Origin of the sequence: Amycolatopsis sp. WAC 04169 (assembly GCF_003947535.1) — a bacterium.
GTDB lineage: Bacteria > Actinomycetota > Actinomycetes > Mycobacteriales > Pseudonocardiaceae > Amycolatopsis > Amycolatopsis keratiniphila.
Genome location: NZ_QHJI01000017.1, coordinates 13,440 through 39,588, shown reverse-complemented (window position 1 = coordinate 39,588; position 26,149 = coordinate 13,440). Strand labels below are relative to the sequence as shown.

Below are 26,149 nucleotides of genomic sequence, written 5' to 3'. Positions count from 1 at the left end.
TTTGAGACATCCAACGTCTCAAAGGGGGCCTTCAGGACACGCCTCAGTCCGACTCGGCGGGGGCCACGGCCTGCGAGAGCCCGCTGGAAGCGGCATCCGCCTCCAGATGCGCCGCGATCAGGTCCAGCAGCTTGTCCGTGTCGACCGGCTTGGTCACGTAGTCGTCCGCCCCCGAAGCCAGCGTGCGCGCCTTGTCCTCCGCGGTCGCCTTCGCGGTGACGGCGATCACGGGCAGGTCTTCGTGCGCGGCCTCGGCGCGGATCGCGGTGATCGTGGCGTTGCCGTCCAGTTCGGGCATCATCACGTCCATCAGGACGAGCGCGGTGTCCTCGTGTCGTTCCAGCGCCCGGATGCCGGCGACGCCGGTCTCGGCGTAGATGACCTCCAGGCCGTTGCGTTCCAGTACGGCGGCCAGCGCGAAGACGTTGCGCAGGTCGTCGTCGACGATGAGGATCTTCTCGCCGTGGAACCGCTGCGACGGTGGCACCGGGATCACCTGCGGCACGGCCATGATCAGCGGGACGCCGCTCGCCGCGGCGGAGGTCGGGACCACCAGGTTCGACGCGCTCACCGGCAGGTACAGGGTGAACGTGCTGCCCTTGCCGGGCTCGCTGCGCACCCGCAGTTCGCCGCCGAGCAGTTCCGTCAGCTGCTGGCTGATCGACAGGCCCAGCCCGGTGCCGCCGTACTTGCGGCTGGTGGTGCCGTCGGCTTGGCGGAACGCGTCGAAGATGATCGCGAGTTTGTCCGGCGCGATCCCGATCCCGGTGTCCTCCACGGCGAACGCGAGGACGCCGGGGGCGTTGCGGAGCGAGTCGGCTTCGACCTCGCCCGGGTCGGCCATCCGGATGTGCAGGCGCACGCCGCCCTCGTCGGTGAACTTCGCCGCGTTGGACAGCAGGTTCCGCAGCACCTGCTGCACGCGGTGTTCGTCGGTGTGGATCGACGACGGCACCGGCGGGTCGATGAGGACGGCGAACTCCAGGCCCTTGTCCGAAGTGAGCGGACGGCAGATCGATTCGACGTACTCGACCAGCTCGGGCAGCGTGACGTCGGACATCTGCAGATCCAGGTGCCCGGCCTCGACCTTGGCCATGTCGAGGATGTCGTTGATCAGCTGTTGCAGGTCGCTGCCCGCCGAGTAGATCGTCCGCGCGAACTGGACCTGCTTCTCCGACAGGTTCCCGTCCGGGTTCTCCGAGAGCAGTTTCGCGAGGATCAGCGCGCTGTTGAGCGGGGTCCGCAGTTCGTGCGACATGTTCGCCATGAACTCGGACTTGTACTGCGACGCCATGGTCAGCTGCCCGGCACGCTCTTCGAGCTCCTGCCGTGCCTGCTCGATCTCGCTGTTCTTGACCTCGATGTCGCGGTTCTGCTGCGCCAGCAGCGCCGCCTTCTCCGCCAGATCCGTGTTGGACCGGCGCAGTTCCCGTTGCTGCGCCTGCAACTGCTCGGACCGCGCGCGCAGTTCCTGTGCCAGGCGCTGGGATTCGGTCAGCAGCGCCTCGGTGCGCGAGTTGGACTGGATGGTGCTGACGTTGACCGCGATGGTCTCCTTCAGCTGCTCCAGCAGGTCGATGTGCACGGTGCTGAACGCGTTGATGGTCGCCAGTTCCAGCACGCCCAGCACCTCGCCCTGGAACAGCACCGGCAGCACGATCACATTGACCGGTGCGGCTGAACCCAGTCCCGACGAGATGAGCGCGTACTCCGGCGGCGCTTCGTGGACCAGTATCGTGCGCCGGTCGACGGCGGCCTGCCCGATGAGCGATTCGCCGGGGGAGAACCGCAGCCCGGTCTGGGATTTCGCCAGCCCATAGGTGGCGATGCTCTCCAGGACCACCTCTTCCTGCTCGTCCTCGCGGGCGAGGAAGAACGCGCCCTGCTGCGCGGACACCAGCGGCGTCAGCTCGGACAGGATCAGCGACGCCACGGACGCGAGATCGCGGTGACCCTGCATCAGCGCGGACAGGCGCGCGAGGTTGGTCTTGAGCCAGTCCTGCTCGCGGTTCGCCCGGGTGGTCTCCTTCAGGTTCGCGATCATCTGGTTGATGTTGTCCTTGAGTTCGGCCACCTCCCCGGACGCGTCGACGGTGATGTGCCGGGTCAGATCGCCGGCGGTCACCGCGGTGGCCACCTGCGCGATCGCGCGCACCTGGGTGGTCAGGTTCCCGGCCAGCTGGTTCACGCTTTCGGTCAGCCGCGACCACGTGCCGGCGACGCCGGGCACCTCCGCCTGGCCGCCGAGCGTGCCGTCCGTGCCGACCTCGCGGGCGACACGGGTGACTTCGGAGGCGAAGGCCGAGAGCTGGTCGACCATCGTGTTGATGGTCGTCTTGAGTTCGAGGATCTCGCCGCGCGCGTCGATGTCGATCTTCTTCGACAGGTCGCCCTGCGCCACCGCGGTGGTCACCGTCGCGATGCTCCGCACCTGGCCGGTCAGGTTGTCGGCCATGACGTTCACGTTGTCCGTCAACGCCTTCCACGTGCCCGCCACGTTCGGCACGCGGGCCTGGCCGCCGAGGATGCCTTCCGTACCCACCTCGCGGGCGACACGGGTGACCTCGTCGGCGAACGCGCGCAGCGTCTCGACCATGCTGTTGATCGTCTCGGCGAGGACGGCGACCTCGCCCTGGGCGTCGATCGAGATCTTCTTCGACAGGTCGCCGTTCGCCACCGCGGTGGTCACCGTCGCGATGCTCCGCACCTGGTCGGTGAGGTTGGTGGCCATGACGTTGACGTTGTCGGTGAGGTCCTTCCAGGTCCCGGCGACGCCGCGCACCTGCGCCTGCCCGCCGAGCTTGCCTTCGGTACCGACCTCGCGCGACACCCGGGTGACTTCGTCTGCGAAGGCCGACAGCTGGTCGACCATGATGTTGACGGTGTTCTTGAGCTCCAGGATCTCGCCGCGCGCGTCGACGATGATCTTCTGCGTCAGGTCGCCCTTCGCGACGGCGGTGGTGACCTGGGCGATGTTCCGGACCTGGTCGGTCAGGTTCTTCGCCATGAAGTTGACGTTGTCGGTCAGGTCCTTCCACGTCCCGGCCACGCCGGGCACCTGCGCCTGACCGCCGAGCCGCCCGTCGCTGCCGACCTCGCGGGCCACTCGCGTGACCTCGTCGGCGAACGACGACAGCTGATCGACCATCGTGTTGAGCGTGTTCTTGAGTTCGAGGATCTCGCCCTTGGCGTCGACGGCGATCTTCTGCGACAGGTCGCCCTTCGCCACCGCGGTCGCCACCTGGGCGATGTTGCGGACCTGCGCGGTGAGGTTGTTCGCCATGAAGTTGACCGACCCGGTGAGGTCGCGCCACGTCCCGGCGACGCCCGGCACCTGCGCCTGGCCGCCCAGCTGACCTTCCGTGCCCACCTCGCGCGCGACGCGCGTCACCTCGTCGGCGAACGACGAGAGCTGATCGACCATCGTGTTGACGGTCGTCTTGAGTTCGAGGATCTCGCCGCGCGCGTCGACCGTGATCTTCTGCGTCAGGTCGCCCTTCGCGACGGCGGTGGTGACCTGGGCGATGTTGCGGACCTGGTCGGTCAGGTTGTCGGCCATCTGGTTCACCGAATCGGTGAGCCCGCGCCACGTCCCGGCCACGCCCGGCACCTGAGCCTGACCGCCGAGACGGCCTTCGCTGCCGACCTCGCGCGCGACGCGCGTGACTTCGTCGGCGAACGACGACAGCTGGTCGACCATCGTGTTGAGCGTGTTCTTGAGTTCGAGGATCTCGCCCTTGGCGTCGACGTTGATCTTCTGCGAGAGGTCGCCCTTCGCCACCGCCGTGGCCACCTGGGCGATGTTGCGGACCTGATCGGTCAGGTTGTCCGCCATCAGGTTCACCGAGTCGGTGAGGTCTCGCCACGTACCCGCCGCGCCGGGGACCTGCGCCTGGCCGCCGAGACGCCCTTCGCTACCCACCTCGCGCGACACCCGGGTGACTTCGTCGGCGAACGACGAGAGCTGGTCGACCATGATGTTGACGGTGTTCTTGAGCTCCAGGATCTCGCCGCGCGCGTCGACGTTGATCTTCTGGGTCAGGTCGCCCCGCGCCACCGCGGTGGTCACCTGGGCGATGTTGCGCACCTGATCGGTCAGGTTGCTGGCCATCACGTTGACGTTGTCGGTGAGATCACGCCAGGTGCCCGCCACCCCCGGGACCTCGGCCTGGCCGCCGAGCCGTCCTTCGGTGGCGATCTCACGGGCCACTCTGGTGACCTCGGTCGCGAACCGCGAAAGCTGCTTGATCAGCCCGTTGACCGTCTTCGCGACTTCGGCGAACTGACCCTGCAGCGGCCGTCCGCCGACCTCCAGTGGCATCGGCTCGGACAGATCGCCCTCGGCGACCGCGCCGAGGACGCGGTTGAGTTCGGCCGTGGGCCTGCTCACGTCCTCGATCAGCCCGTTGACGACGTCGACCGCGGTGGCCCAGCCGCCGGGGCCGATCTCGGCCGCGACGCGCTCGGTCAGCCTGCCTTCCTTGCCGACCGCCTCGCGGACGCGCAGGAGTTCGGTCACCAGTCGCTGGTTCCGTTCGGCGATGTCGTTGAACGCGCCCGCGAGCTGGGCCGCGAGCCCGTCGCCGTGCGCCACGAGCCGCCGCCGGAAGTTGCCGTCCCCGAGGTCACGAGCCGCCGCGAGCAGGCGTTCCAGGGTCGCTTCGTCCACCTGGCCGCCACCACCTTCCACGGGGATCCGGTCCCTTTGGGAGTGCTGTGTCATCTGTGTCGACCCTCTCCACCACGCATGCCAAGCCATGGTCGTCGCATCAGCGTGCCATGATTCGACCTACACTTCGAGCCAGTCCGCCCGCTCACACTGCGCTACCCGCCAGGCAGGAGGAGGTCCGGGAATGGTGTCACGGCCGGTCCCGGCCTCGACGTCGCTCCCCTCGGAGTCGTCGACGGCGACCAGCGAGGGCGCGCTGCCCGAATCCGGGCGGTTCTGGCGTGAGCTGCTGGAAGACGTCCGTGACGCGGTGCTCGTGCAGGACGTCGGCGGCGCGTTGCGCTGGTCGAATCCCGCCGCCCGCGAGCTGTTCGGCGGCGGCCGCCCGATACTGACCGCCGAAGGCCCCGACGTCGGGCATGTCGAACACACCGGCCGCCGGTTCCCGGCCCGGATCCGGACGCTGCCCGGCGGCTGGCACGCGTGGACGGTGACCTCCGCGGTCGCGGCCGACGGCCCGCGCGTGGACGGCTTCCTCGCCGCTTCGGCGCCCCGGCTGGCCTCCGCACGCGGACGGCACGGGACGGCGAAGGTGATCGCCGAGGTCGCCGCCGCCGAGCTCGCCGACTGTGTGTTCGTGCTGCTGCCGACCACCCGGGGCCGGTGGGAATGGTGGAGCTGCGACCACCGCACCAACCACGGGCACGGCCGCATCCGCCGGGTCCCAGCCCAGCTCGCGCCGGTGCTCGCCGGCACCTTCGCCTCCACCGAGGCACCCGAAGCCAAGGCCGTCCCGGAGGAGGAGGTCGCGACGCTGCCCGCGATCGTCGCGGAACGGCTCGCCGTCCATCCGTCCGTGACCGTGGTCTCACTGGGCTTCGACGGCGGCGCCGGGGTCACCGGAGCGGTGGTGCTCGGCAGGCGCGGCGCGCCCGCGTTCGGCGAGGACCACCCGCGCGCGGTGACCGAGTTCGCCCGCGCGGCCGGGACGGCGCTGGCGAACGCGCACCGCTACGCCCGCCAGGAAGAGGCCACGCGCGGCCTGGAGACCACGCTGCGCCCGACACCGCCGCCGGACGTCCACGGCGTCAAGTTCGACGTCTGGTACGAGCCCTCGGGCGGCCTGCTCGACGTCGGCGGCGACTTCTACGACGTCCTGCCGCGCGAAGGCGGCGGCGCGATGTTCGTCCTCGGCGACGTCTGCGGGAAGGGCGCCGAGGCGGCCGCGCTCACCGGCCGGGTCCGGCAGACCCTCGCCGCGCTCGACCTCGTCGAACACGACAACACGACGTTGCTGAGCCTGCTCAACTCCCTGCTCATCACCGGCGGCAGCGGCCGGTTCGCGACCCTGGTGCTCGGTTCGGTGCTGGCGGGTGAAGAGGGGCTCGGCGTCACCCTGGCCTCCGGCGGGCATCCCGCGCCGCTGGTGGTGCGCCGCCGGGGCGGCGTCGAGGAGATCACCCTGCCCGGCACGCTGGTCGGGATCTCGCCGCAGGCCCGGTTCGCCGAGACGGCCATCCGGCTGGGCGAGGGCGACGTCTGCCTGCTCTACACCGACGGCATCACCGAGGCGCGCCATCACGAGCGGCCGTCGGACCTGTTCGGCGACGAGCGGCTGCGTGATCTGCTGGCCGGCTGCCAGGGGATGTCCGGCCGCGAGGTGGTCGCCCGGGTCCGCACCGCGGTGCGGGAATGGCTCGGCAGCGGGACGCACGACGACATCGCCGTCCTCGCCATCGAAGCCTCACGACCCGTTCAGTAACCGCACCACCGCCCGCTCCACGATGTCGCGGGCCTCGTCGGGATCCGAGACCTTCTCCGCCCTTCGCGCCGCGTGCGCGATCGTCCGGTCCCGGCGGTAGGCGGTGATCACGCGAGGGTCCACATAGGACCGTCGCGCGACGGCGGGGGTGTTGCCGAGTCCTTCGGCGACTTCGGTCATCACGGCCTTCTCGACCCGCTTCAATCCTCTTTCACTGGAAGGCTTTTCGGTCCCCGCGAAAGCCGAAGCGGCCAGGACGGTGGCGTTCCAGGTGCGCAGGTCCTTGGCCGTGAAATCGTCGCCCGCGAGTTCCTTGAACCGCACGTTGAGGTCTTCGGCCCGGATCTCCTGCCACCCGCGGCCGTTGCGGTAGGCGAGCAGGCGCACCTCGTCGCCGCGGGCACGCCGGAGCGAGCGGATCAGCCGGACGACCCCGTCGTCCCGCAGCCGGACCTTCCGCTGGATCCCGCCTTTCGCCGGATAGTCGCAGAGCAGGCAGCCTTCCCGGATCGACACGTGCTCGCACAGCAGGGTCGCCACCCCGTGCGTGCCGTTCTCGTCGGCGTAGCTTTCGCCGCCGGTCCTGAACACCCCGAGGTCGAGCATGCGGAGCGCGCCGGCGAGCACCCGTTCGCGCGTGAAGCCGCGGGAAGCGAGATCTTCCCGGATCGTCCGGCGGATCCGGGGAAGCCGCCGTGCCAGCGCGAGGACGCGCTCATGCTTCTCCTCGTCGCGGGCCCGTCGCCATTCCCCGTGGTAGAGGTACTGCTTCCGGCCGGCGTCGTCGACCCCGACGGCCTGGATGTGGGCGTTCTCGTGCGGTGAGATCCACACGTGCCGCCACGCGGGCGGGATCGCCAGCGCCTCGATGCGCTCGATCGTCTCCGCGTCCTTCAGCGGTTCTCCGTCCGGTGTCAGGTAACCGAAACCCCGCCCTCTTCGCCGCCTCCCGATACCGGGGGACCCCAGATCCGCTCGCCGCAATCGCATGCGCGGCGGATACCCCGGTGACCGCGGTTCATACCCATGGTTCGGCGAGGCCGCTCCGGGGTAGCCGGAGGCGAACACGATTTCAGGAGGGAATCGATGGCGACATCGCTGAACGGACGCCGCGTGGCCATCCTCGCCGCGGACGGTGTGGAACAGGTCGAACTGGTCGAACCGCGCAAGGCGGTCACGGACGCCGGGGCGACGGCCGAGGTCGTCTCGCTGGAACCCGGCGAGATCCAGGCCATGAACGGCGACATCGACAAGGCGGACAAGTTCACCGTCGACCGGGTCGTCAAGGACGTCACGGTTGACGACTTCGACGCGCTCGTCCTGCCCGGCGGCACGATGAATCCGGACAATCTGCGCGCCGACGAGGACGCGGTCCGCTTCGTGCGCGACTTCATGAACAGCGGGAAGCCGGTCGGGGTGATCTGTCACGGCCCGTGGACGCTGGTCGAGGCCGACGTGGTCCGCGGTCGCACGCTCACGTCGTACCCGAGCGTGCGCACCGACATCCGCAACGCCGGCGGCACCGTCGTCGACCAGGAGGTGGTCGACGACAACGGCCTGATCTCCAGCCGGAATCCCGGCGACCTGCCCGCGTTCTGCGCGGCGATCGTGGCCCGATTCGCCGGATAAACGAGTGGCGCGCGTCACAATGATGGGGGATCGTGGTGGGCAGAGGAGGAGGTGCCGCGATGACCGTGCATGCCAGACGCTACGGCCGTTGGTGCCGTGAGCACTTCGAGACGGAGCACGAGCCGGAGCAGCGGGCCGCCGAGACCGAGGCCGCCCCGGAGGTCACCGACGCCCAGGCCGAGCAGGCCCAGGCCGGTGACGCTCCGGAGGCGAGACCGGGTTCGCTCAACTGAGCGGTCGGCGGTACCAGACCCGCTTCGGGCCGGGCAGGCCGATCCGCGACACCAGATCGGTCACCACGCCGCCGATGATGAGCCACAGCAACGCCGCGAGACCGTCGTTGAACAGCGTCCGGGGTTTGATCCCCTCCGGGGTGAACAGGTTCCGCAGCCCGAGTGAGACCGCTCGCGACCACTGGTCGATCAGCTGCGCGAACCCGTTCCCCGGATTGGCTTCGCCGAACACCAGCAGGATGTGCACGATCAGCACCAGCGCGAAGATCCAGCAGACCGCGTGGACGACGGCGTTGATGATCCGCACGGCGCGGATCCTGGCCGGCGTCTGTTCGACGATTTCTTCCGGTGGCTCACGCGGGTCGTTGATGTAGTTCATCGCCGTCTCCCATCATCGTCCACTGTGGACACCCGGTCGGGCGGTCGCTCAGCCGGGAGGGCCTGGCCTGCTTTTCGTCGGCGGGCTGGGTTTCGTCTTGCTCGGTTTGCCCGAGGTGCTCTGCCGGTCGCCGGCGGCGGTCGTGTCCCTCGGCGTCGAGGTGGCGCCGGCGCTTTCGGTGGCACCGGACGGATCCCCGGTCGCGGGCACGGCTTCGGTCACCACGACGGTGCCGTTGCTCGCCTTCGGGGCGCGGGTGGCCACCTCGACCGCCTCCGAGGACTGCGGCCCCTGGCCCACCGCCGGAACGGACGAGCCGGTCGCCGCCGGGGGGAGCGGGCCGGCAGGCCGGATCGGCCCGTCACCCGGGGCCTGGTTCATCGCGAGCAGCACCCCGACGGTGATCGCGGCGGCGGGCGCGCTGATGGCGGCGACCACGGCCGCCCGTTTGCGGGTGACCGGCGCGAGGTGGGCGACCTTCGTGCCGGTGGAATCCTCCAGCAGGATCCGCGAGATCGCCGCGGCCGTCGGGCGCTGCGACGGCTTCCGCGCCGTCATCCCGCGCAGCAACGTCGTCATGGTCGCCGACAGCCCGGCGGGGATCCGCGGCGGCCGGTGCAGCCGTCCGACCGCGGCCTCGACCGGTGTCCCGGTGTACTCCCGTTCCCCGGAGAGGCATTCGAGCAGGACCAGGCCGAGCGAATAGACGTCGGCGGGCGGGCCGACGTTCTCGCCGCGGACCTGTTCGGGCGCCATGTACGCCGCCGTGCCGACGACACCGCCGGTCTCGGTCACCCTGGTCGCGTCGAAGGCGTGCGCCACCCCGAAGTCGCCGATCAGCGGACCGTCTTCGGCGATCAGGATGTTCGCCGGCTTGAGGTCACGGTGGGTGATGCCGTGCGCGTGGACGTGCGCGAGCGCGTCGGCCAGCCGGGCGGTCAGCTCGACGACCTCGTCCTGGGGGAGCGGGCCGGAGCGCAGCCGCTGGGCCAGGTTCGGCCCGTCGACCAGCCGCATCGTGAGGTAGGTGTAGCCGTCGTCGGAGCCCGCGTCGTACAGCGGGACGAGCCCGGGATGCCGGACCGCGCTGAGGGTCTGGATCTCCTGCTGCCGGCGGCGCTCGTCCCGGATCATCGTGTCGGCGTGGAACAGCTTCAGTGCCACTTCGCGCCGTTCGAGCAGGTCACGGGCGCGGAAGACGCGTGCGGTCGCGCCGCGGCCGAGCAGCTCACCGACCTCGTAGCGGCCGGCGAGTTTGCGCGGGAGATGGTCCGGGTCGTGGACGTTCAGGCTGAACCGGCGTTGAGTGGTCCCGGCATCGGGTTCCTCTTCCTCACCACCAGCACGCGAACCCGCGTCGTCCATCGGGGGTTACCTCCGTCTCACCGGCCGAACGCCGTATACCCGGTCCGGCCCCGGGCGAAACAAGGTTGGGGAGCCTACCGGAGACGACCGAAGGGTTCACCCCGAACGGCGGGCAACCCCGGCGCGGGCGGGACGTCTCGTGGTCATGAAGCCGAACCGGTGGGCCGCGCTCGCCGCCGCCGCACTGACCGCCCTGGCCGTCTTCGCCCCGTCCGCCGTCGCCGATCCACTGGTGCCCAAGGGTTTCGCTCCCGCGTCGACGAGCTGGACCGGACCGTCGCGCGGTTTCGTCCTCGGGTTTTCGCCATGCGGGAAACCGGGATGGTGCGCGTCCCTGCTGTCGACGGCCGATGGCGGGAAGCGGTGGCGGCGCGCGGGCGAACCGCCGATCTCGTTGCCGGACAACCACAATCAGGTCAAGCTCACGGTGATCGGCGAGCGTGACGTGTTCCTCTCCGACGGCACCCGGCTGCTCGCGAGCCGCGACGGTGGCGGCAGCTGGGCCGAGGTCAGGCTCGCCGGGGTGCGGGAACCCTTCTATATTTCGAAGATCACCGAAGCCGGCCCTCGGATGTTCGCGATGGTCACCGGTTTCGGCAGCCCGTCGACGACGACGCTGTACGCCGGGATCTCCGGCACACGGCTTCTCCTGCCGGTCCCGGGCTTCACCGTCACCGGCTCCACGACCTACGGCGACATCGCCACGAGCGGCGGGGTCCAGGTGTCGATGGGGGCGGATTACCGCGTCCAGAAGTACTGGACGTCTTCGGACGGCTTGACCTTCGCGACCGCGCCGCCGCCCTGCCCGGCGGACAGTTCGGCTTCGCTGAGCGGAGTCCGGCGGGGACAGGTGCTGGCGTTGTGCAGCGGGGGACCGGGGACGCCGCAGCCGGGGGCGACCGTCCGGCGGCTGTGGCGCGCGCCGAAACTCGGCGGGCAGTTCACCGGAACGGGGCAAGCGCCGACGCTCGGGATCGACCAGAGTTTCAGCGCGGCTTCGCCCACGGCGGCGACCGTCGCGGCGGAAGGCGGCGGCACCGGATTCCTGCACAGCACCGCTGACGGCGGGACGACCTGGACGACCACCGTGCTCAGCGGCCGCGGGGTCTGCCTCAACGATCTGGACTTCCCGGACGAACGGGTCGGCGTGGTCGTGGACGGCCTGCCGGACGCCGAGGGCGGGTCCGCCGTGTATCGCACCACGGATGGCGGACGCACCTGGCGTGAACTCGGTTTCGGGTGATCGTCGCAGGTAGTCAAGGCCCTTGGGGAGGTTCACGAGGATGCACGCCATGTCGTAATCTGTGTACGGTCCGTCGATGTCGAGGGAGCCGTGGGCACGTTCGCGTGGCCTGTGCGCGGCTGAAGGGTGGAACGTGTCCATGACTTCGGACGAGGTCCGGTCTGTGCCGAGGCGCCCGCTTCCCCTCGACTACAGCAAGCCCAACCTCGCCCGGATGAAGGACGTCCTCCTCGGCGGGCACGACCATTACGAGGTCGACAGGCAGGCCGTCGTGGACCTGCTCGCCCTCGCCCCCGACGCCGCCGCGATGGCCAAGGAATTCCGCGCCTGGGCGAACCGGGTGGTCCGGTTCCTCGCCGGCGCCCGCGGGATCGACCAGTTCCTCGACCTGGGCTCCGGGCTGCCCACCGCGGAGAACACCCATCAGGCGGCGCAGCGGTACAACCCGGACGCGCTGGTCGTCTACGTCGACCACGATCCGGTGGTCCAGGCACACGGCCTGGCGTTGCTGGAGGACCACCTCGTCCACGTGAGCGGCGCGGATCTGACCGACCCCGCGCAGACCCTCGCCGATCCGGTGGTCGCCGAGCACATCGAACTCGACCGCCCGGTCGCGGTGATCCTGAACTCGGTGCTGCACCACATCGAAGACCTCGGCAAGGCGCGGGCCGTCGTGCGCGCCTACGTCGACGCGATCGCGCCGGGGTCCTACGTACTGATCACGCACGACTTCACGCCCGGTGAGGGCTCGCGTGGCGCGCTCGCCCGGAAGCTCGACGATCTGATGGCGAGCACCGGGCATCGCACGGTGCACCGCGGGCGCGACGAGATCGAGTCGCTGTTCGACGGGCTGGACATCCTCGAGCCCGGCGTGGTGCACCTGCACGAGTGGTGGCCGGAGGGGCCGCGTCTCGCTCCGCTGACGGAGCTGAACCACCTGAGCCTCGGTGGAGTGGGGATCAAGCCTTAAGGGGTCAGGCTTTCAGCGAGGCGAAGAACGCCGTCAGTTCGTCGTGGGCGGTGCCGAAGTCCTCGGTGTTGCCGGTGATCGCCAGTTCCAGCGTCTCGCCGTCGGACAGCTCCAGCGTCAGGTACGTGGTGAGTTTCCGGCGCGGGAAACCGCCCGCGACGATGTCCGGGAACGGGATCCGCCGGGCGCCCGGCTCGGCGCGCAGATCGTCGAGGCCGCGCTCCCGCAGCTTCCGGATCCGCTTGCGGTCGGACACGCCGCGCGCCCCGATCAGGCCGGCGAGGCCGCGGCGGAGCAGCACCGAACGCGCCAACGGCAGCAGCACCACTTCGGTGTCGCAGACGATCAGGTCGTAGAGCTTCCGCTTGGCCTTGAGCGCGGTGAACATCCCGAGCATGCGGGCTTCGGCGGGATCCGGCTCCGGCTGCGGCTCCTGTTTGCAGAAGTAGGCGGCGGGCACGCTCAGCAGTTGCAGGTTGTGGACCAGTTCGTCCACCGCGCGCGGGCTGCGCACCGCCGCGCCGACCAGTTCGGTGACGTCGAACGGCTCGCCGTCGCCGAGGCACAGTTCCCAGCCGCCGCCCCAGTTCAGGCGGTGCGCGGCGACACCGTTGTCGATCATCGCGGCGGTGACGGTGTCGGCGAACAGCTCGGTCAGCAGGTCCAAGCCCTCTTCGCGGGACGGCGCCCGCAGGGGTTTCGCGAGCGCGTCGGCGTCGCCGTCCCGCAGGACCCGCACGACCTCGCCGATCGTGCCGCGCGGGGCCAGCCTGCTCTCGATCCCGGCCGCGGTCAGCAGCTTCGCGCCCTCCGCCACCGACGCGCGGCCCGCGCGTTTGACGACCTCGTCCCAGTCCGCGCGCGGCCCGACGTCGCGGATCAGTACCTCCAGCTCCGCCTCCGGCACGTCGATCTTCGGCGCGCCCAGCAGCGACCAGCCCGGTCGCGCGTCCGGCTTCACCGGGTTGTCCGGGACTCCCGCCAGCGCGGCGATACGCCGCTTCGTGGGCGGATGGCTGTCGTACTTCGAGAGCTCTTCGCCGTCGATGACGTCTTCGGCGTACTCGGCCACCCAGTCCCGCTGGACGGGGTGGTTCAGGTACGACCGGAACCCGAGCAGGACCGGGGGAGTGCGCCGCGCCGCCGCGCCGAGCGAGAGGTAGCGCTCGGCGTAGTCCTTCCACAGCGGGCTCAGCGTCGCGGCCTTCCGCAGGGCCGCGGCCGCCGTCCGGCTGCCCGCGGCGAGCACGGACGCCTCGTCGGCCTGGAGTTCCTGCCGCCGGTTCGCCGAGCGCGCGACCAGCAGGTACAGCTTCGAGTAGGCGGAGAGCAGTGCCCTGGCGGGGCCGCCGTCCAGCCTGTCGACGGTGAAGGCGAGCGTCTGGGTGCCGCGGTAGGTCAGCGCGAGCAGGCGGGTGTGGCCGCCGCTGTAGTGGCCGAGTTCGTGCGCGAGGACCGACCGCAGCTCGCTCACGCTCATCGCCGCCAGCAGCGGCAGCCCGATCAGCATCGTGCGGCGGCCCGGCCGCAGACCGAGGAACCGGGCGTCCTCGCTGACCGCCGCGTTGATCTCGCCGATCAGCACGATCTCGTCCGGCGGCCGCGTCTTCACCTGGGCGGCGAGGTCGTCGATCATCTCCCACAGCGCGGGATGGGCTTCGCGGGCAAGCCGGGGCCCCTCGATCGGGGGACGCCGTGCCCGCAACGCGCTCATCAGCCCGAAGCCGAGCGCGACCATGATCGCGAGCCCGCCGAGCATGACGTAGGTGCCGATCTTGCCCTGGATCCGCAGGCCCGCCAGCACACTGGCGACACCCACCGCGACGACCACCACTGGGAACGCCACGAGCAGAAGTGTCGCGAGGACGGCGCGTCCTCGGGCCTGCATCGTCCGGTTACCTCTTTTCGCACAAGTGCCGTCTGTGCGGCCGAATAGTAACCGGCTACGCAGCGGGCTCGGGCGAGAACAAAGCGCTACGCCCGCTACCTGCGAAAGTCCGTGAAGGCCTCCTTGAGGGACCCAGAGTCCCTCAAGGAGGCCTTCACGGACTTGTGACTAGGCGACGTTGAAGGTGTCGGGATCCGGTCCGGTCCGCTCGCCCCGGTCCAGCACGGACAGCGAAGCGATGTCCTCCTCCGACAGCGTGAACCCGAAGACGTCCAAGTTCTCCTTGATCCGCGACGGGGTCACGGACTTCGGGATCACGACGTTGCCCAGCTGCAGGTGCCACCGCAGCACGATCTGCGCCGGCGTGCGGCCGTGCTTCGAAGCCAGCGCCTTGACCGCGTCTTCGCCGAGCAGGTCGCCGCCCTTGGCCAGCGGGCTCCACGCCTCGGTCGCGATGCCGTGCTTCGCGTCGTACTCGCGTACCTCGGCCTGCTGCAGGTACGGGTGCACCTCGACCTGGTTGACCGCCGGGGTCACGGAACCGGCCTCGGCCAGCCGTTCGAGGTGCGCGGGCTGGAAGTTGGACACGCCGATCGCGCGCACCCGGCCGTCGGCGTAGAGCTTCTCGAAGGCCTTCCACGTGTCGCGGTAGAGATCGCGCTCGGGCGTCGGCCAGTGGATGAGGTACAGGTCCAGCTGCTCCAGGCCCAGCTTGGCCAGGCTGGCGTCGAACGCCTTCAGCGTGGCGTCGTAGCCCTGTTCGCTGTTCCACAGCTTGGTGGTGATGAACAGCTCGTCGCGGGCGACCCCGGACTCGGCGAGTGCCTTGCCGACGCCCGCTTCGTTGCCGTAGATGGCGGCGGTGTCGATGCTGCGGTAGCCCGCGTCCAGCGCGGCCTTGACCGCGGCGGTGGTCTCCTCGTCCGGCACCTGGAAGACGCCGAACCCGAGCTGCGGCATCTCCACCCCGTTGTTGAGCTTGACGGTGGGAATGTCGGTCACTTGCGTTCCTTTCATGGGGTGTTTCCGGTTCAGGCGGCGGGGGCCAGTTCGGCGCGACGAGCCTTTCGCCGCCCGTGGTCGAGCATGCCCGAGATGACCGCGACCAGCAGTCCGGCGAGCGCGAGCGCGGCGCCGATCCAGTTGGGCGCGGTGTAGCCGAGACCGGCGTCGATGGCCTTGCCGCCGAGCCACGCGCCGCCGGCGTTGCCGAGGTTGAACGCGGCGATGTTGGCCGCCGAAGCCAGTGCGGGCGCCCCTTCGGCCTTGTTCATGACACGGGCCTGCAGCGGCGCGACGGTCGCGAAACCGGCGGCGCCGAAGACCGCGATGGTGATCGCGGCGGGGAGCTGGGCGTGCGCGGTGAAGACGAACACGACCAGCACGGCCGCGAGCGCGGCGAGGATGACGTACAGGCTGGGCATCAGCGACCGGTCGGCCGCCTTGCCGCCGAGCAGGTTGCCGACGAACAGGCCGCCGCCGAACAGCACCAGCAGCCAGGTCACCGCGCCGGGGGAGAAGCCCGCGACCTCGGTCATCATCGGGGCGATGTAGGTGAAGGACGCGAACACCCCGGCGAAGCCGAGCGCGGTCATCGCCAGCGCGAGCCACACCTGCGGGCGCCGGAACACGGCCAGTTCGCTGCGCAGCCCGGCACTCTGCGTCGTCGCCTGCGCAGGGACCAGCGCGAGGATCCCGATCAGGCCGATCACGCCGAGCGCGCTGACCGCCCAGAACGTCGAGCGCCAGCCCAGCGCCTGGCCGAGCGCGGTCCCGGCGGGCACGCCGAGGACGTTGGCCACGGTCAGGCCGGTGAACATCATCGCGATGGCGCCCGCCTGCTTGGTCGGCGCGACCAGCGAGGCGGCGACGACCGCGCCGACGCCGAAGAACGCGCCGTGCGACAGCGCGGCGACCACGCGGCCGGTCATCAGCAGGCCGTACGTGGGGGCCAGCGCGGACAGGACGTTGCCGGCGATGAACAGGACCATCAGGCCGACCAGGACCGTCTTGCGCGGCACCCGCGACGCGAGCGCGGTCAGCAGCGGGGCGCCGACCACGACGCCCAGCGCGTATCCGGAGATCAGCAGTCCGGCGGAGGGGATCGAGACGCCGAAGTCGCCCGCGACCTCGGGCAGCAGGCCCATGATCACGAACTCGGTGGTGCCGATACCGAAGGCACTGATCGCCAGTGCGAGCAGAGCGGCAGGCATTGGAGGCTCACTTCTTCCCGTAGAGTGGTGTTGGCTGGCGTTGGCAACTACGGGCGTCTGAAATAGTTGCACGCGCCGTATATTGCACACGCTTGATGATGCATGACGCAACGAAGCTCGGGCAACCGGGGAAGAGGTGAACCGTGTCACTGGCCGACGACGCCGTGGAGGCACGCGCGCAGGGCTGGCGGACCCTGGCCGCACTGCACGCGCGGATCGAGGACGCGCTGGAGCGCGCGCTGGCGCAGCAGCACTCGCTGTCCGTGAGCGAGTACACCGTGCTGGACGTGCTCGCCCGCCAGGACGGTTTCCACCTCCGGATGAACCAGCTGTCGAACGCCGTCGTGCTCAGCCAGTCGGCGACCACCCGGCTGGTGTCGCGGCTGGAGGACCGGGGCCTGCTGCAGCGGTACCTGTGCCCGGACGACCGGCGGGGGATCTACACCGAGGTCACGCCGTCGGGGCAGGAACTGCTCGCGGCCGCGCGGCCGACGCACGACACCGTCCTCACCGAGGCCCTCGCCGCCGCCGAGGAACTCCCCGAACTCGCCCCTTTGGTCGCCGCCCTCGGAAAGCTCACCTTCGCCGGCTCTTGACCCGCCCGCATTTCGTCCTCTGAATGCGATCGTTGCGCGTGCAAGGACCGCATTCAGAGGACTAAACGCGGCCGGGCTGGCAAGGTGAGGGCGTGGACGATCTTCTGTTGCGCCGGGTCCGGGTCGGCCTGGCGGGTTCCCTGTCGGACGTGCGGATCGAGGGCGGCCGGATCGCGGCCATCGCGGGCCCGGGGCAGGCGGGTGAGGCGTCGGAGATCCTGGACGGACACGGCGGCACCCTGCTGCCCGGCCTGGTCGACACGCACGTGCACACCGCGCAATGGTCGGCCGCGCGCCGCCGGATCCCGCTGGGCGAGGCGACTTCCGCCGCCCACACGGTCGAGCTCGTGCTCGCCCATCTGCTGGCTCACCCCGCGCCGCCCGGCGAGCTCGTGCTCGGCGCCGGGTTCCGCGACGGCCTCTGGCCCGACGCCCCGCACAAGGATCTGCTGCAGAAGGCACTGCCCGGGCATCCGGTCGCGCTCTTCAGCGCCGACCTCCACACGCTGTGGCTCAGCCCCGCCGCACTGAAGCTCATCGGCCGCGAGCATCCGACCGGCGTGCTGCTGGAGAACGACTGCATGAGCGCGACGGCCGAACTCCCGGTCGCCCCCGACGACGTCATCGACGGCTGGGTCGCCGACGCCCTCGACGCGGCGGCCGCCCGCGGCGTCACCAAGATCGTCGACTACGAATACGCCGACACGGTCACCGACTGGCGGCGACGGCAGGCGCGGAAACCCCTGCCGGTCCGGGTTTCCTGCGTGATCGCCAAGTACCTGCTCGACACGGCCGTCGAACGCGGCCACCGCTCCGGCGACGTCCTGGAGGGCAGCGGCGGGCTGCTCACGGTGGGCCCGTTCAAGCTGTTCGTCGACGGTTCGCTGAACACGCGCACCGCGTACTGCGTGGGCCACTACGCCGGAACCGAGTCCCACGGGCTGCTCGAACTGCCGCCCGGGGAGCTGGAGCCGTTGATGCGCAAGGCTTCCGAACACGGTCTCTCACCCGCGGTGCACGCGATCGGCGATCACGCCAACAAGATCGCGCTCGACGCCTTCGCGAACGTCGGCTGCGCCGGCCGCATCGAGCACGCGCAACTGCTGCGTTCCGAGGACGTGGCCCGCTTCGCCGAACTGGGTGTCGTCGCGAGTGTGCAGCCCGCCCATCAGCCGGACGACCGCGACGTCGCCGACCGGCACTGGCACGGCTGGACCGACCGGGCGTTCCCGTACGGCGCCCTGCACCGCTCCGGGGTGCGCCTGGAGTTCGGCTCGGACGCCCCGGTCGCGCCGCTGGACCCGTGGGACGCGATCGCGTCGGCGGTCAGCCGCACCGACGACGACCGTCCGGCGTGGCATCCCGAGCAGGCCATGCCGCTGGAGGCCGCGCTCGCCGCGTCGTCCGGTGGCCGGACGTCGGTGGGCGTCGGGGACGTCGCGGATCTGGTCGTCACCGCGGTGGATCCGGCGCGCCTGTCCCCGGCCGGGCTGCGCGACATCCCCGTGACCGCCACCGTCATGAACGGCCGGGTCACCTACGCGTCATGACCCTTTCCTTGCCCGGGCGCAACGCCTTAATGGAAGGGCATGGATCACCGCCTTCTCGACCGGCTCCGGGACCTCCACGGCTCCCTGGACACCGACATCACCTTCGTCACCCGGATGGTCGAGGACGAGGCGCCGCGCGCCGACGTCCTCCGTGACCTCGGGGAACGGCTGACCGACCTCGGCACGGCGCTGCTCGCCCGTTCGGACGACGTCGACGCGGACGTGCTCGCGAAGCTGCCGGACGACGGCTGGCTGCCCGAAGCGGGCGAGCGCCACCGGGCGCTGGTCGTGGCGCACAACGTCGGCGAGCGGCCGCTGCGGTGCGGGCGGATCTATCTCGCCGTCTGCGGGGCGCCGTGCTTCCCGTTCTACGGCAGGGACCCTTACGGCCGGACCGCCCGGCACGAACGGTGCCCGGCCTGCCGGGACCGCCTGTTCCGGTGACGGTGGCTGCGGACGGTCCCCGTGTGCGGCAGGGTGAGGTGACATGAGCACCGAGAAGCTGTTCCGGATCGCCATCACCCTGAAGGGTCTCGACGGCGCGTTGCAGCTGGTGGGCGGACTCGTCCTGATGATCGTCCCGGCGACGGTCATCTCCGGTTTCGCGCACGCCGTGGTCACCCGCGACCTGCTCGGCGACCCCGAGGGGACGCTGGCCCGGCACCTCGAACTCGCCGCCGGCCACTTCGCCGAGGGCCGGACCTTCGCCGTCGTGTACCTCGTCGCGCACGGCCTCATCAAGCTCGGCCTGGTCTGGGCGCTCGCGAAGAAGGTGAGGCGGGCGTACCCCGTGGCCGCCGTGGTGCTCTCGGCGTTCGTGGTCTACGAGATCTTCCGCGCGATCCATACGCACTCGCTCGCGCTGCCGTTCTTCGCCGCCCTCGACGTCGTGATCGTCGTGCTGGTGCTGCGTGAATACCGTCAGCTGAAGAGGGATCGCGTCGCGGCCTGACCGCCCGGTTCAGGCCGCGACGCGAAACTTTTCCGTGGTGACCTCCGCGCCGGGCGGATCCACCACGATCGCGGTGGCGTTGTCGGAGCCACCGAGCGAGATCGCCGTCCGCACCAGCTCCGTGGCCGCCCTGTCCGGCATCCCGAGGATGTCGAGCATGGTCGGGCCGCTGAGCGTCTTGTGCACACCGTCGCTGGTGAGCAGAAGCCCACCGGTCGTGACGGTGGCCGTGCCGATCTCGTGTGCACCGGCCGTGCGGACGCTGGTGGTGACGACGTGTTCCATCCGCGGTGTCACGGGTTGTTCGTGGTCGCGGAAGTACTGCGCGAGCGTATGGTCCTTCGTCACCTGCCGCACGGTGTAACCGTCCCAAGCGTACGCCCGCGCGTCCCCGACCCACGCGATGCCATACCCATCGCCGGTCCGGACGGCCACGACGAGCACGCAGTCACCGGCCCCGCCGAGGGCGAGGACGGCGCGCTGAGCAGCGAGAACGGCCCCGACCGCCCCCTGCTCGACCGGTGTCCTCGCCGCCGCCGAGGCCGCCGTCCGCGCCGCTTGTGCGGCATTCGGGTGATCTCCGACCCCATCGGCCAGCGCGAACACGATCCCGCGACCGCCCGCCGCCGCGTACGCCGCGACGGCGTCCGCGTTGTACTCGCGCGGTCCCTGCGCGCTCGCCGTGTGCCAGTGCGGAAGCTCCCTCATCGTCTTCTCCTCACCCCTGGGTGATGCCCTGCTTCCAGAGTGCGCCCAAATCCTGTGGGGCGGCTGAGGGAGAGGTGAAAGGCAGCTGTCGGTCAGCGCAGCCGGGTGATCAGCGTCCGCAGCCAGCTCTCCGCCATCGCCGGCTCCTTCCGCAGATGCCGCACGAGCAGGTCCCGCCCCGCCTTCGAGCGCCCGGCCTCGACGATCGCGACCGCCTCGGCGAGCCCCCGCAGCCGTGTCTCCGAATGCTCCGGCGCGCGGCCGTTCTCGTCCGACCAGCGCGGCCGCGGGAACGACGCCGTCAGCTTGGGCTGGGTGTTCCCGAAGTAGAGCCACACCGGCTCGTCGAGCGAGATGTTCCGGACGCCGTTCGCGGGCAGGTCGGCGGGCCAGCCGAAGTGCCGCTGCCAGCGGAACGCCGACGGGGAGGTGTCCTCGCGGATGGTGATCCCGAGGAACCGGAGCCGCCCGCGGATGATGCTCCACGCCTCGCGCTCGTCGTCGATCCACTTCCGCAGCAGCGAATAGAGGTCGGTGAACGTCTGTCCTGTGTAGACGAGGTCGACGAACACCTTCGGCCGTCCGCGCGCCAGGTCGTACGGGCTCAGACCCGCCGAAGCGAGGTAGCCGCGAAGGGTGTCCACATCGGACTCGGCCAGCTCGGAACCGGTCCCCGCGAACGACAGCGGCAACTGGTGGATCCGTTCCCGCCAAGGGGTTCCGCTCAGCAGGTCGTACACGCTGTCCGCGGAGCGGCCGACGAAGTAGAGATCCGCGTCGCCGGCCCGGGCGATCACCTTCGCGGCGCATTCGATCAGTTCGTCCAGGAACCACAACGACGGTTCCCCGGCGCGCTCCAGTAGCGTCCCGAGCTGGTCGGGGCGCACGAGATCCCAGCGGTACGGCCGATTCACGCCGTCCAGGATTCCCGTGCGCCCCAAGGTTTGTCGAAGCATTTAAGACAGCAGGCGGTACACCGTCCGCTCGCCGACCGTGGTGGCGGTGAAGTTTTCGGCGACCCATTCGGAGATCTCGTTCGAGCCACCGCCCGGTCCGCCGCCGCGGCCGCCTTCGATGTAGTAGGTGATGTCGCCGTTCGCCACGTACTGCTGGAACTCCGCCAGCGTCGGAGCGGGATCCCGGCCGCTCCACCCGCCGATGCCGATCACCGACTTCCCGCTCGCGAGTTCCAGGCTCGCCGCCGACTGCGAACTCGACGTCGCGGCCGCCCATTTCGTCGTGGTCGCCGCGAGCACGGCCCCGATCTCCGCCGAAGATTCCTCTTCCGGGCCCATCCCCATCCCACGCTCGTCACCGGTGGACGGGCCGGAGAGCGGGATCGAGCCGGAGTGCGACTGCGAAGCGGTCTCGATGCCGTAGGCGGTGGTCCCGAGGCCGATCGTCAGCACGGAGACCGTGGCGACGACGGCGGCGAGTCTGCGCATCGGCGGGACACCCACCAGCACGACGGTCGCGGTCACCAGGCCGAGGCCGGCGACGATCCAGCGCACCGCGGGCAGCCAGTCCGCGTTGCGGTCCAAGAGGATGTACGCCCACACGGCGCTGGCCGCGATCATCAGCGACAGGAACACCCGCGGCGCGAGATGTGCCCGGCCGCGCCACAGCGAGGTCCCGGAGATGGCCACCACCGCGGCGATCGACGGCGCCAGCGCGACGGCGTAGTACGGGTGCACGATCCCGCTCATGAAGCTGAACACCAGCGAGGTGACGAGCATCCAGCCGCCCCACATGATCAGCGCGGCCCTCGTCCGGTCGGTGCCTGCCGCCCGCCGGGTGAACCACAGTCCCGCGACCAGCCCGATCAGCGCGGCGGGCAGCAGCCACGACACCTCGCCGCCGAAGCTGGCGCCGAACATCCTGGTCAGGCCGCTCTCGCCGCCGAATCCGACGTTTCCGCCAGCGGCGGAGCTGACGGTTCCGCCTGGGCCACCGACCATCACGCCGCCGCCCATGCCGAAGATCCGGCCGAGCCCGTTGTAGCCCAAGGCCAGTTCGAGCAGGCTGTCGCCGTCCGAGCCGCCGATGTACGGCCGTGAACCGGTCGGCCACAGATCGACCAGCGCGATGAACCAGCCCGCCGAGACGACCACCGCGACCACCGCGCCGAACAGGTGCAGCAGGCGTTTGCCGAGCGAGGCCGGCGCGGCGATCAAGTATGCGAGCCCGAACGCGGGCAGCACCAGGAACGCCTGCATCATCTTGGTCAGGAAGCCGAACCCGACGGCGACCCCGGCCAGCGCCAGCCAGCGCGGGCTCGCCTTTTCGATCGCGCGGATGGTGCAGTACCCGCCCGCGATCAGCAGCAGCGTCAGCAGCGCGTCGGGATTGTTGAACTTGAACATGAGCGCGGCGACCGGCGTGACGGCGAGCGCCGCCCCGGCGAACAGGCCGGCGACCGGTCCGGAGGTCCGTTTCACCGTCAGGTACAGCAGGCCGACCGAGGCCACGCCCATCAGCGCCTGCGGAGCCAGCACGGTGAAACTTGAGAACCCGAAGATCCGGGCGAACGCCGTCGTCACCCAGAGCGCGGCCGGGGGTTTGTCGACGGTCAGCACGTTCCCCGCGTCGAGGGAGCCGAACAGCCACGCCTTCCAATCCTGAGTACCCGATTGCACGGCCGCCGCGTAGAACGAGTTGCCGTAGCCGGAGGCGGTCAGGTTCCAGAAGTACAGCAGCGCGGTGGCGGCGAGCAGCCCGAACACGGCGGGCCGGACCCAGCGGCCGGGTGGCTTCGTGGCGGTTTCCCCGGCGTGGCCGGGTTCCACCCGGGAGGCGAGTGCGGTGGTCATGGCTCAGTTCTCCATCTCGGTGACGGGGCGGCGGCGGAACACCCAGCCCCGCAGCAACAGGAAACGCAGGACGGTGGCCGCGAGGTTCGCGAGCACGAGCGCGGTGATCTCCAGCGCCAGCCCCGGCGCGGTCATCGTGTGCAGCAGCGCCAGCGCGCCACTGGTGAGCGCGAGCCCGAGACCGAACACGATGAGGCCCTGGAACTGGTGCAGCCCGGCGCCTTCCCGGCCGCGGATGCCGAAGGTCAGCCGCCGGTTGAGCGCGGTGTTGCCGATCGCCGTCACCAGCAGCGCGACGAGGTTCGCCGCCTGCGCGCCGGTGAACGTCCGCAGCAGCAGGAAGAGCACGAGGTAGGCGACGGTGCTGGCGACACCGACGGCGGCGAAGCGCACCAGCTGCCGCACCAGGCTCGGCGCCACCCCCGGCGCCTGTACCTGGATCGGCGCGCGGCCGAGCTGTTCGCGCAGGCCGCTGATCGGGATCCGGCCGGTGATCGTGGCCTTGGTCAGCCGTGCGATGCCTTTGAGATCGGCGGTCGCGGTGGCGATGATGTTCACCGACGAGTCCGGGGCGTCCACCCAGTCGACCGGAACCTCGTGGATCCGCAGCCCGGCCTTCTGCGCCAGCACGAGCAGTTCGGTGTCGAAGAACCAGCCGGTGTCCTGGATGTGGGGGAGCAGCCGTTCGGCGACGTCGGCGCGGATCGCCTTGAAGCCGCATTGCGCGTCGCTGAACCTCGCCGCCAGCGTGCCGCGCAGGATCAGGTTGTAGCAACGGGAAATGAACTCCCGCTTCGGCCCGCGCACCACCCGCGCGCCGCGGGCGAGCCTGCTGCCGATGGCGAGGTCGGAGTGGCCGGACAGCAGCGGCGCGATGAGCGGCCCGAGCGCGGCCAGATCGGTCGACAGGTCGACGTCCATGTACGCGAGCACCGGAGCGTCCGAAGTGGACCAAACGGCGCGCAACGCGCGGCCGCGGCCTTTTTCTTCGAGGTGCCGGACTTCGACGGCGTCGAACTCGCGGCTCAGCCGTTCCGCGACGCGCAGCGTGCCGTCGGTGCTGGCGTTGTCGGCGACGGTGATCCGGAACGGGTACGGGAACTGCTCCACGAGGTGCGCGTGCAGCCCGCGGATGCACGGTTCGAGGTCGTTCTCCTCGTTGTAGACCGGGATGACGACGTCGAGCACGGGGGAGCCGTCCGGGGCGATGGCGGGGCGGCGGCCGGTGTCGGCGCCGGAGAGGATCGCGGTTGTCATGACGTCAATCTCGGCCATCGCGCTGAGGTCGCCTTGTGCCCGAGCTGTGCTGTCGCTGTGTCCTGTCACGGGATTCACCGGCTCAGGTCGTAGACGGTGACACCGTCCACAGTGGTCGATGTGTAGGTATCCGCGACCCAGGCGGCGATCCGCTCGGCGGCGTCGCTGCCGGTCTCCCCGCGCATCATCATGCCTTCGCCGAGGAAGTAGTGTATCCGTCCCTTTTGGACATGTTCCTGGAACTGTTCGAGCGTGGGGGCGGGATCCGTGCCGTTGAACCCGCCGACGGCCATCACCGGCGCGCCGCTGCCGAGCTGATAGCCCGCGGCGTTGTTGGAGCCGACGGTCGCCGCCGCCCAGGTGTAGTTCGCGCTGTCCTGCCGGATGAGGGCGGCCAGGTCGTCACCGGGCAGGCTCGTCCCGAGCAGTCCGCCGCCACCCATCCGCATGCCCCGGCCCGTATCCGGCCCGGCCGAGGGAAGCGCGCCGGAATGCGGGGTGGCCGCCGTCGCGACCGTGTACACCCCGGTGCCTGCGAGAACCGTGACCAGTGCGCCGAGGGCGACCAGACGCCTTGCCACGTCAGGCAAACGCGAGGCGAAGAACACCAGGAGAGCGCACAGGAGGCCGGCCACGAGGATCGCGATCCCGAGCCCGGGAAGCCAGTCGGATTGCCGTGACACCAGGAGATACGCCGTAAGGGCGGTCATCCCGATCCCCGCGCTCATGGTGCCCGCGGCGGCCGGATTCCCCCGTGCACGCCACAGTTGCGTGCCCGCGATCCCGACGAGCGCGGCGACCGCCGGGGCGAGCGCGATCGTGTAGTAGGCGTGGATGATGCCGCCCATGTAGCTGAACACCACGGCCGTCACCAGGAACCAGCCACCCCAGACGATCAGTGCCGCCCGCCCGCGGTCGGTCCGCGGGGCACGGCGCGTGAACCACAGCCCGGCGGCCAGCGCGACGGCGGCGGCCGGCAGGAGCCAGGCGATCCCGCCCGCCATCTCGTCGCCGAACAACCGGTCCCAGCCCGTGCCGCCCCAGCCGCCGTTGGGATTCCCGCCGACACTGCCGACCTCGTTCCCGGTGATGCGGCCGAGGCCGTTGTAGCCGAAAGCCAGCTCCCACATGCTGTTCTCCTGTGAGCCGCCGATGTAGGGCCGGTCGGCGGCCGGCCACAACGCGACGACGGCGAGATACCAGCCGGCCGAGACGAGGGTCGCGGCCAAAGCACCGAACAGGTGCAAGAGACGTTTGCCCGGCGAGGCCGGCGCGGCGATCAGGTAGGCGAGCCCGAACGCGGGCAGCACCAGGAACGCCTGCAGCATCTTGGCGAGGAAGCCGAAACCGACGGCGACCCCGGCCAAGGCCAGCCAGCGCGGGCTCGCCTTCTCCAGCGCGCGGACGACGCAGTACGCGCCCGCGGTCAGGAGCAGGACGAGCAACGCGTCGGGGTTGTTGAAGCGGAACATCAGCGCGGCGGCCGGGGTGAGCGCGAGGACCGTGCCCGCCAGCAGCCCCGCCGCCGGACCGGACGTCCGGCGCACCGCGGCGTACAGCAACGCCACCGCGCCGACGCCCATCAACGCCTGCGGTACCAGCACACTCCAGGCGTTGACGCCGAACAGGCGCGCCGAAAGGCCCATGACCCACAACGCGGCCGGTGTCTTGTCGACCGTGATCGCGTTCGCGGCGTCGCTGGAACCGAAGAACAACGCCTTCCAGCTCAGCGATCCGGCCTGCGCGGCCGCCGAGTAGAAGGCGTTGGCCCAGCCGGATTCCCCGAGGTTCCACAGGTACAGGACGGCGGTCGCGAGCAGAAGCGCGGCCAGGGACGGCCGGACCCAGCGCGGATCCGCGGGCCTGCCTCGGGCGGGGGGAGCGGTTCGATCGGCATCGTCGCGGGAGGCGAGGAGGGTCATTGC

General features: G+C 70.5%; 21 protein-coding genes. 9 read left to right on the top strand and 12 right to left on the bottom strand.

The genetic code is table 11. The features are described 5' to 3' along the window. Positions 1-43: 43 nt before the first annotated feature. The gene (locus tag DMC61_RS38245) at positions 44-4,723 is read right to left on the bottom strand and encodes a HAMP domain-containing protein (RefSeq protein ID WP_370456447.1); all 4,680 of its coding nucleotides are present in this window, start codon (positions 4,721-4,723) and stop codon (positions 44-46) included. A 130-nt stretch (positions 4,724-4,853) separates the two neighbouring features. Here DMC61_RS38245 and DMC61_RS38240 point away from each other — a divergent pair, with 130 nt between their 5' ends. Further along, on the top strand, positions 4,854-6,431 hold the full coding sequence (locus DMC61_RS38240) for a SpoIIE family protein phosphatase (RefSeq protein ID WP_125695367.1): 1,578 nt from the start codon (positions 4,854-4,856) through the stop codon (positions 6,429-6,431). Here the strand turns inward: DMC61_RS38240 and DMC61_RS38235 are convergent. Continuing rightward, the gene (locus DMC61_RS38235) at positions 6,414-7,421 is read right to left on the bottom strand and encodes a DNA topoisomerase IB (RefSeq protein ID WP_125695366.1); all 1,008 of its coding nucleotides are present in this window, start codon (positions 7,419-7,421) and stop codon (positions 6,414-6,416) included. The two genes, DMC61_RS38240 and DMC61_RS38235, sit on opposite strands and share 18 nt — an antisense overlap. A gap of 96 nt (positions 7,422-7,517) precedes the next feature. On the opposite strand from DMC61_RS38235, the gene DMC61_RS38230 reads away from it, so the two are divergent. Next, on the top strand, positions 7,518-8,060 hold the full coding sequence (locus DMC61_RS38230; protein ID WP_125695365.1) for a type 1 glutamine amidotransferase domain-containing protein: 543 nt from the start codon (positions 7,518-7,520) through the stop codon (positions 8,058-8,060). A 59-nt stretch (positions 8,061-8,119) separates the two neighbouring features. Beyond that, a complete protein-coding gene (locus DMC61_RS41530; protein ID WP_199750206.1) occupies positions 8,120-8,293 on the top strand; it encodes a hypothetical protein in 174 nt (57 codons plus the stop codon). On the opposite strand, the gene DMC61_RS38225 is transcribed toward DMC61_RS41530, so the two are convergent. Next, entirely contained in the window at positions 8,286-8,672 is a 387-nt protein-coding gene (locus DMC61_RS38225; protein ID WP_063275477.1) for a hypothetical protein, read from the bottom strand. The two genes, DMC61_RS41530 and DMC61_RS38225, sit on opposite strands and share 8 nt — an antisense overlap. A gap of 48 nt (positions 8,673-8,720) precedes the next feature. Further along, the gene (locus tag DMC61_RS38220; RefSeq protein ID WP_125695364.1) at positions 8,721-10,037 is read right to left on the bottom strand and encodes a serine/threonine-protein kinase; all 1,317 of its coding nucleotides are present in this window, start codon (positions 10,035-10,037) and stop codon (positions 8,721-8,723) included. 145 nt (positions 10,038-10,182) lie between these two features. Here DMC61_RS38220 and DMC61_RS38215 point away from each other — a divergent pair, with 145 nt between their 5' ends. Beyond that, positions 10,183-11,280 (top strand): hypothetical protein, encoded by a 1,098-nt coding sequence (locus tag DMC61_RS38215; RefSeq protein WP_125695363.1) that lies wholly within the window; start codon positions 10,183-10,185, stop codon positions 11,278-11,280. 139 nt (positions 11,281-11,419) lie between these two features. Then, on the top strand, positions 11,420-12,250 hold the full coding sequence (locus DMC61_RS38210; protein WP_125695362.1) for an SAM-dependent methyltransferase: 831 nt from the start codon (positions 11,420-11,422) through the stop codon (positions 12,248-12,250). 4 nt (positions 12,251-12,254) lie between these two features. On the opposite strand, the gene DMC61_RS38205 is transcribed toward DMC61_RS38210, so the two are convergent. From DMC61_RS38205 to DMC61_RS38195, 3 genes are all read right to left on the bottom strand, one after another. Continuing rightward, entirely contained in the window at positions 12,255-14,096 is a 1,842-nt protein-coding gene (locus DMC61_RS38205) for a M48 family metallopeptidase (protein WP_233595088.1), read from the bottom strand. Between the two features lie 210 nt (positions 14,097-14,306). After that, positions 14,307-15,140 carry an aldo/keto reductase gene (locus DMC61_RS38200; protein WP_125695360.1) on the bottom strand — a complete coding sequence of 278 codons (834 nt, stop codon included), beginning with the start codon at positions 15,138-15,140 and terminating at the stop codon, positions 14,307-14,309. A 29-nt stretch (positions 15,141-15,169) separates the two neighbouring features. After that, the gene (locus DMC61_RS38195) at positions 15,170-16,351 is read right to left on the bottom strand and encodes an MFS transporter (RefSeq protein ID WP_125695359.1); all 1,182 of its coding nucleotides are present in this window, start codon (positions 16,349-16,351) and stop codon (positions 15,170-15,172) included. A gap of 143 nt (positions 16,352-16,494) precedes the next feature. On the opposite strand from DMC61_RS38195, the gene DMC61_RS38190 reads away from it, so the two are divergent. The 4 genes from DMC61_RS38190 (at position 16,495) to DMC61_RS38175 (ending at position 19,449) form a co-directional block, all read left to right on the top strand. Continuing rightward, entirely contained in the window at positions 16,495-16,947 is a 453-nt protein-coding gene (locus DMC61_RS38190; protein WP_016332340.1) for a MarR family winged helix-turn-helix transcriptional regulator, read from the top strand. A gap of 92 nt (positions 16,948-17,039) precedes the next feature. Beyond that, positions 17,040-18,497 carry an amidohydrolase gene (locus tag DMC61_RS38185; RefSeq protein WP_125695358.1) on the top strand — a complete coding sequence of 486 codons (1,458 nt, stop codon included), beginning with the start codon at positions 17,040-17,042 and terminating at the stop codon, positions 18,495-18,497. A gap of 39 nt (positions 18,498-18,536) precedes the next feature. Next, positions 18,537-18,941 carry a hypothetical protein gene (locus DMC61_RS38180; RefSeq protein WP_125695357.1) on the top strand — a complete coding sequence of 135 codons (405 nt, stop codon included), beginning with the start codon at positions 18,537-18,539 and terminating at the stop codon, positions 18,939-18,941. Positions 18,942-18,984: 43 nt separating this feature from the next. Beyond that, positions 18,985-19,449, top strand: a complete 465-nt coding sequence (locus DMC61_RS38175; protein WP_125695356.1) for a DUF2127 domain-containing protein — start codon at positions 18,985-18,987, stop codon at positions 19,447-19,449. A gap of 9 nt (positions 19,450-19,458) precedes the next feature. Here the strand turns inward: DMC61_RS38175 and DMC61_RS38170 are convergent, their stop codons facing one another. The 5 genes from DMC61_RS38170 to DMC61_RS38150 all read right to left on the bottom strand — a co-directional run bounded on the left by DMC61_RS38170 (position 19,459) and on the right by DMC61_RS38150 (position 26,146). Continuing rightward, positions 19,459-20,157, bottom strand: coding sequence for a PP2C family serine/threonine-protein phosphatase (locus DMC61_RS38170; protein WP_125695355.1), 699 nt, complete (start codon positions 20,155-20,157; stop codon positions 19,459-19,461). Between the two features lie 92 nt (positions 20,158-20,249). Then, positions 20,250-21,071: a hypothetical protein gene (locus DMC61_RS38165; protein WP_233595087.1), complete on the bottom strand. Its 822-nt coding sequence runs from the start codon at positions 21,069-21,071 to the stop codon at positions 20,250-20,252. Between the two features lie 42 nt (positions 21,072-21,113). Next, positions 21,114-22,967, bottom strand: a complete 1,854-nt coding sequence (locus DMC61_RS38160; RefSeq protein ID WP_125695353.1) for a glycosyltransferase family 39 protein — start codon at positions 22,965-22,967, stop codon at positions 21,114-21,116. Between the two features lie 3 nt (positions 22,968-22,970). After that, a complete protein-coding gene (locus DMC61_RS38155; protein WP_233595086.1) occupies positions 22,971-24,224 on the bottom strand; it encodes a bifunctional glycosyltransferase family 2/GtrA family protein in 1,254 nt (417 codons plus the stop codon). Between the two features lie 74 nt (positions 24,225-24,298). Further along, positions 24,299-26,146 (bottom strand): glycosyltransferase family 39 protein, encoded by a 1,848-nt coding sequence (locus tag DMC61_RS38150; RefSeq protein WP_199750204.1) that lies wholly within the window; start codon positions 26,144-26,146, stop codon positions 24,299-24,301. Between the last annotated feature and the right edge of the window lie 3 nt (positions 26,147-26,149).

Bases quoted from the DNA above. Each gene is read 5' to 3' on its own strand.
- DMC61_RS38215 (WP_125695363.1), top strand. From the start codon at position 10,183: ATGAAGCCGAACCGGTGGGCCGCGCTCGCCGCCGCCGCACTGACCGCC.
- DMC61_RS38150 (WP_199750204.1), bottom strand. From the start codon at position 26,146: ATGACCCTCCTCGCCTCCCGCGACGATGCCGATCGAACCGCTCCCCCC.
- DMC61_RS38235 (WP_125695366.1), bottom strand. From the start codon at position 7,421: ATGCGATTGCGGCGAGCGGATCTGGGGTCCCCCGGTATCGGGAGGCGG.
- DMC61_RS38220 (WP_125695364.1), bottom strand. From the start codon at position 10,037: ATGGACGACGCGGGTTCGCGTGCTGGTGGTGAGGAAGAGGAACCCGAT.
- DMC61_RS38210 (WP_125695362.1), top strand. From the start codon at position 11,420: ATGACTTCGGACGAGGTCCGGTCTGTGCCGAGGCGCCCGCTTCCCCTC.
- DMC61_RS38195 (WP_125695359.1), bottom strand. From the start codon at position 16,351: ATGCCTGCCGCTCTGCTCGCACTGGCGATCAGTGCCTTCGGTATCGGC.
- DMC61_RS38230 (WP_125695365.1), top strand. From the start codon at position 7,518: ATGGCGACATCGCTGAACGGACGCCGCGTGGCCATCCTCGCCGCGGAC.
- DMC61_RS38155 (WP_233595086.1), bottom strand. From the start codon at position 24,224: ATGACAACCGCGATCCTCTCCGGCGCCGACACCGGCCGCCGCCCCGCC.
- DMC61_RS41530 (WP_199750206.1), top strand. From the start codon at position 8,120: ATGACCGTGCATGCCAGACGCTACGGCCGTTGGTGCCGTGAGCACTTC.
- DMC61_RS38180 (WP_125695357.1), top strand. From the start codon at position 18,537: ATGGATCACCGCCTTCTCGACCGGCTCCGGGACCTCCACGGCTCCCTG.
- DMC61_RS38175 (WP_125695356.1), top strand. From the start codon at position 18,985: ATGAGCACCGAGAAGCTGTTCCGGATCGCCATCACCCTGAAGGGTCTC.
- DMC61_RS38240 (WP_125695367.1), top strand. From the start codon at position 4,854: ATGGTGTCACGGCCGGTCCCGGCCTCGACGTCGCTCCCCTCGGAGTCG.
- DMC61_RS38160 (WP_125695353.1), bottom strand. From the start codon at position 22,967: ATGACCACCGCACTCGCCTCCCGGGTGGAACCCGGCCACGCCGGGGAA.
- DMC61_RS38245 (WP_370456447.1), bottom strand. From the start codon at position 4,723: ATGACACAGCACTCCCAAAGGGACCGGATCCCCGTGGAAGGTGGTGGC.
- DMC61_RS38170 (WP_125695355.1), bottom strand. From the start codon at position 20,157: ATGAGGGAGCTTCCGCACTGGCACACGGCGAGCGCGCAGGGACCGCGC.
- DMC61_RS38225 (WP_063275477.1), bottom strand. From the start codon at position 8,672: ATGAACTACATCAACGACCCGCGTGAGCCACCGGAAGAAATCGTCGAA.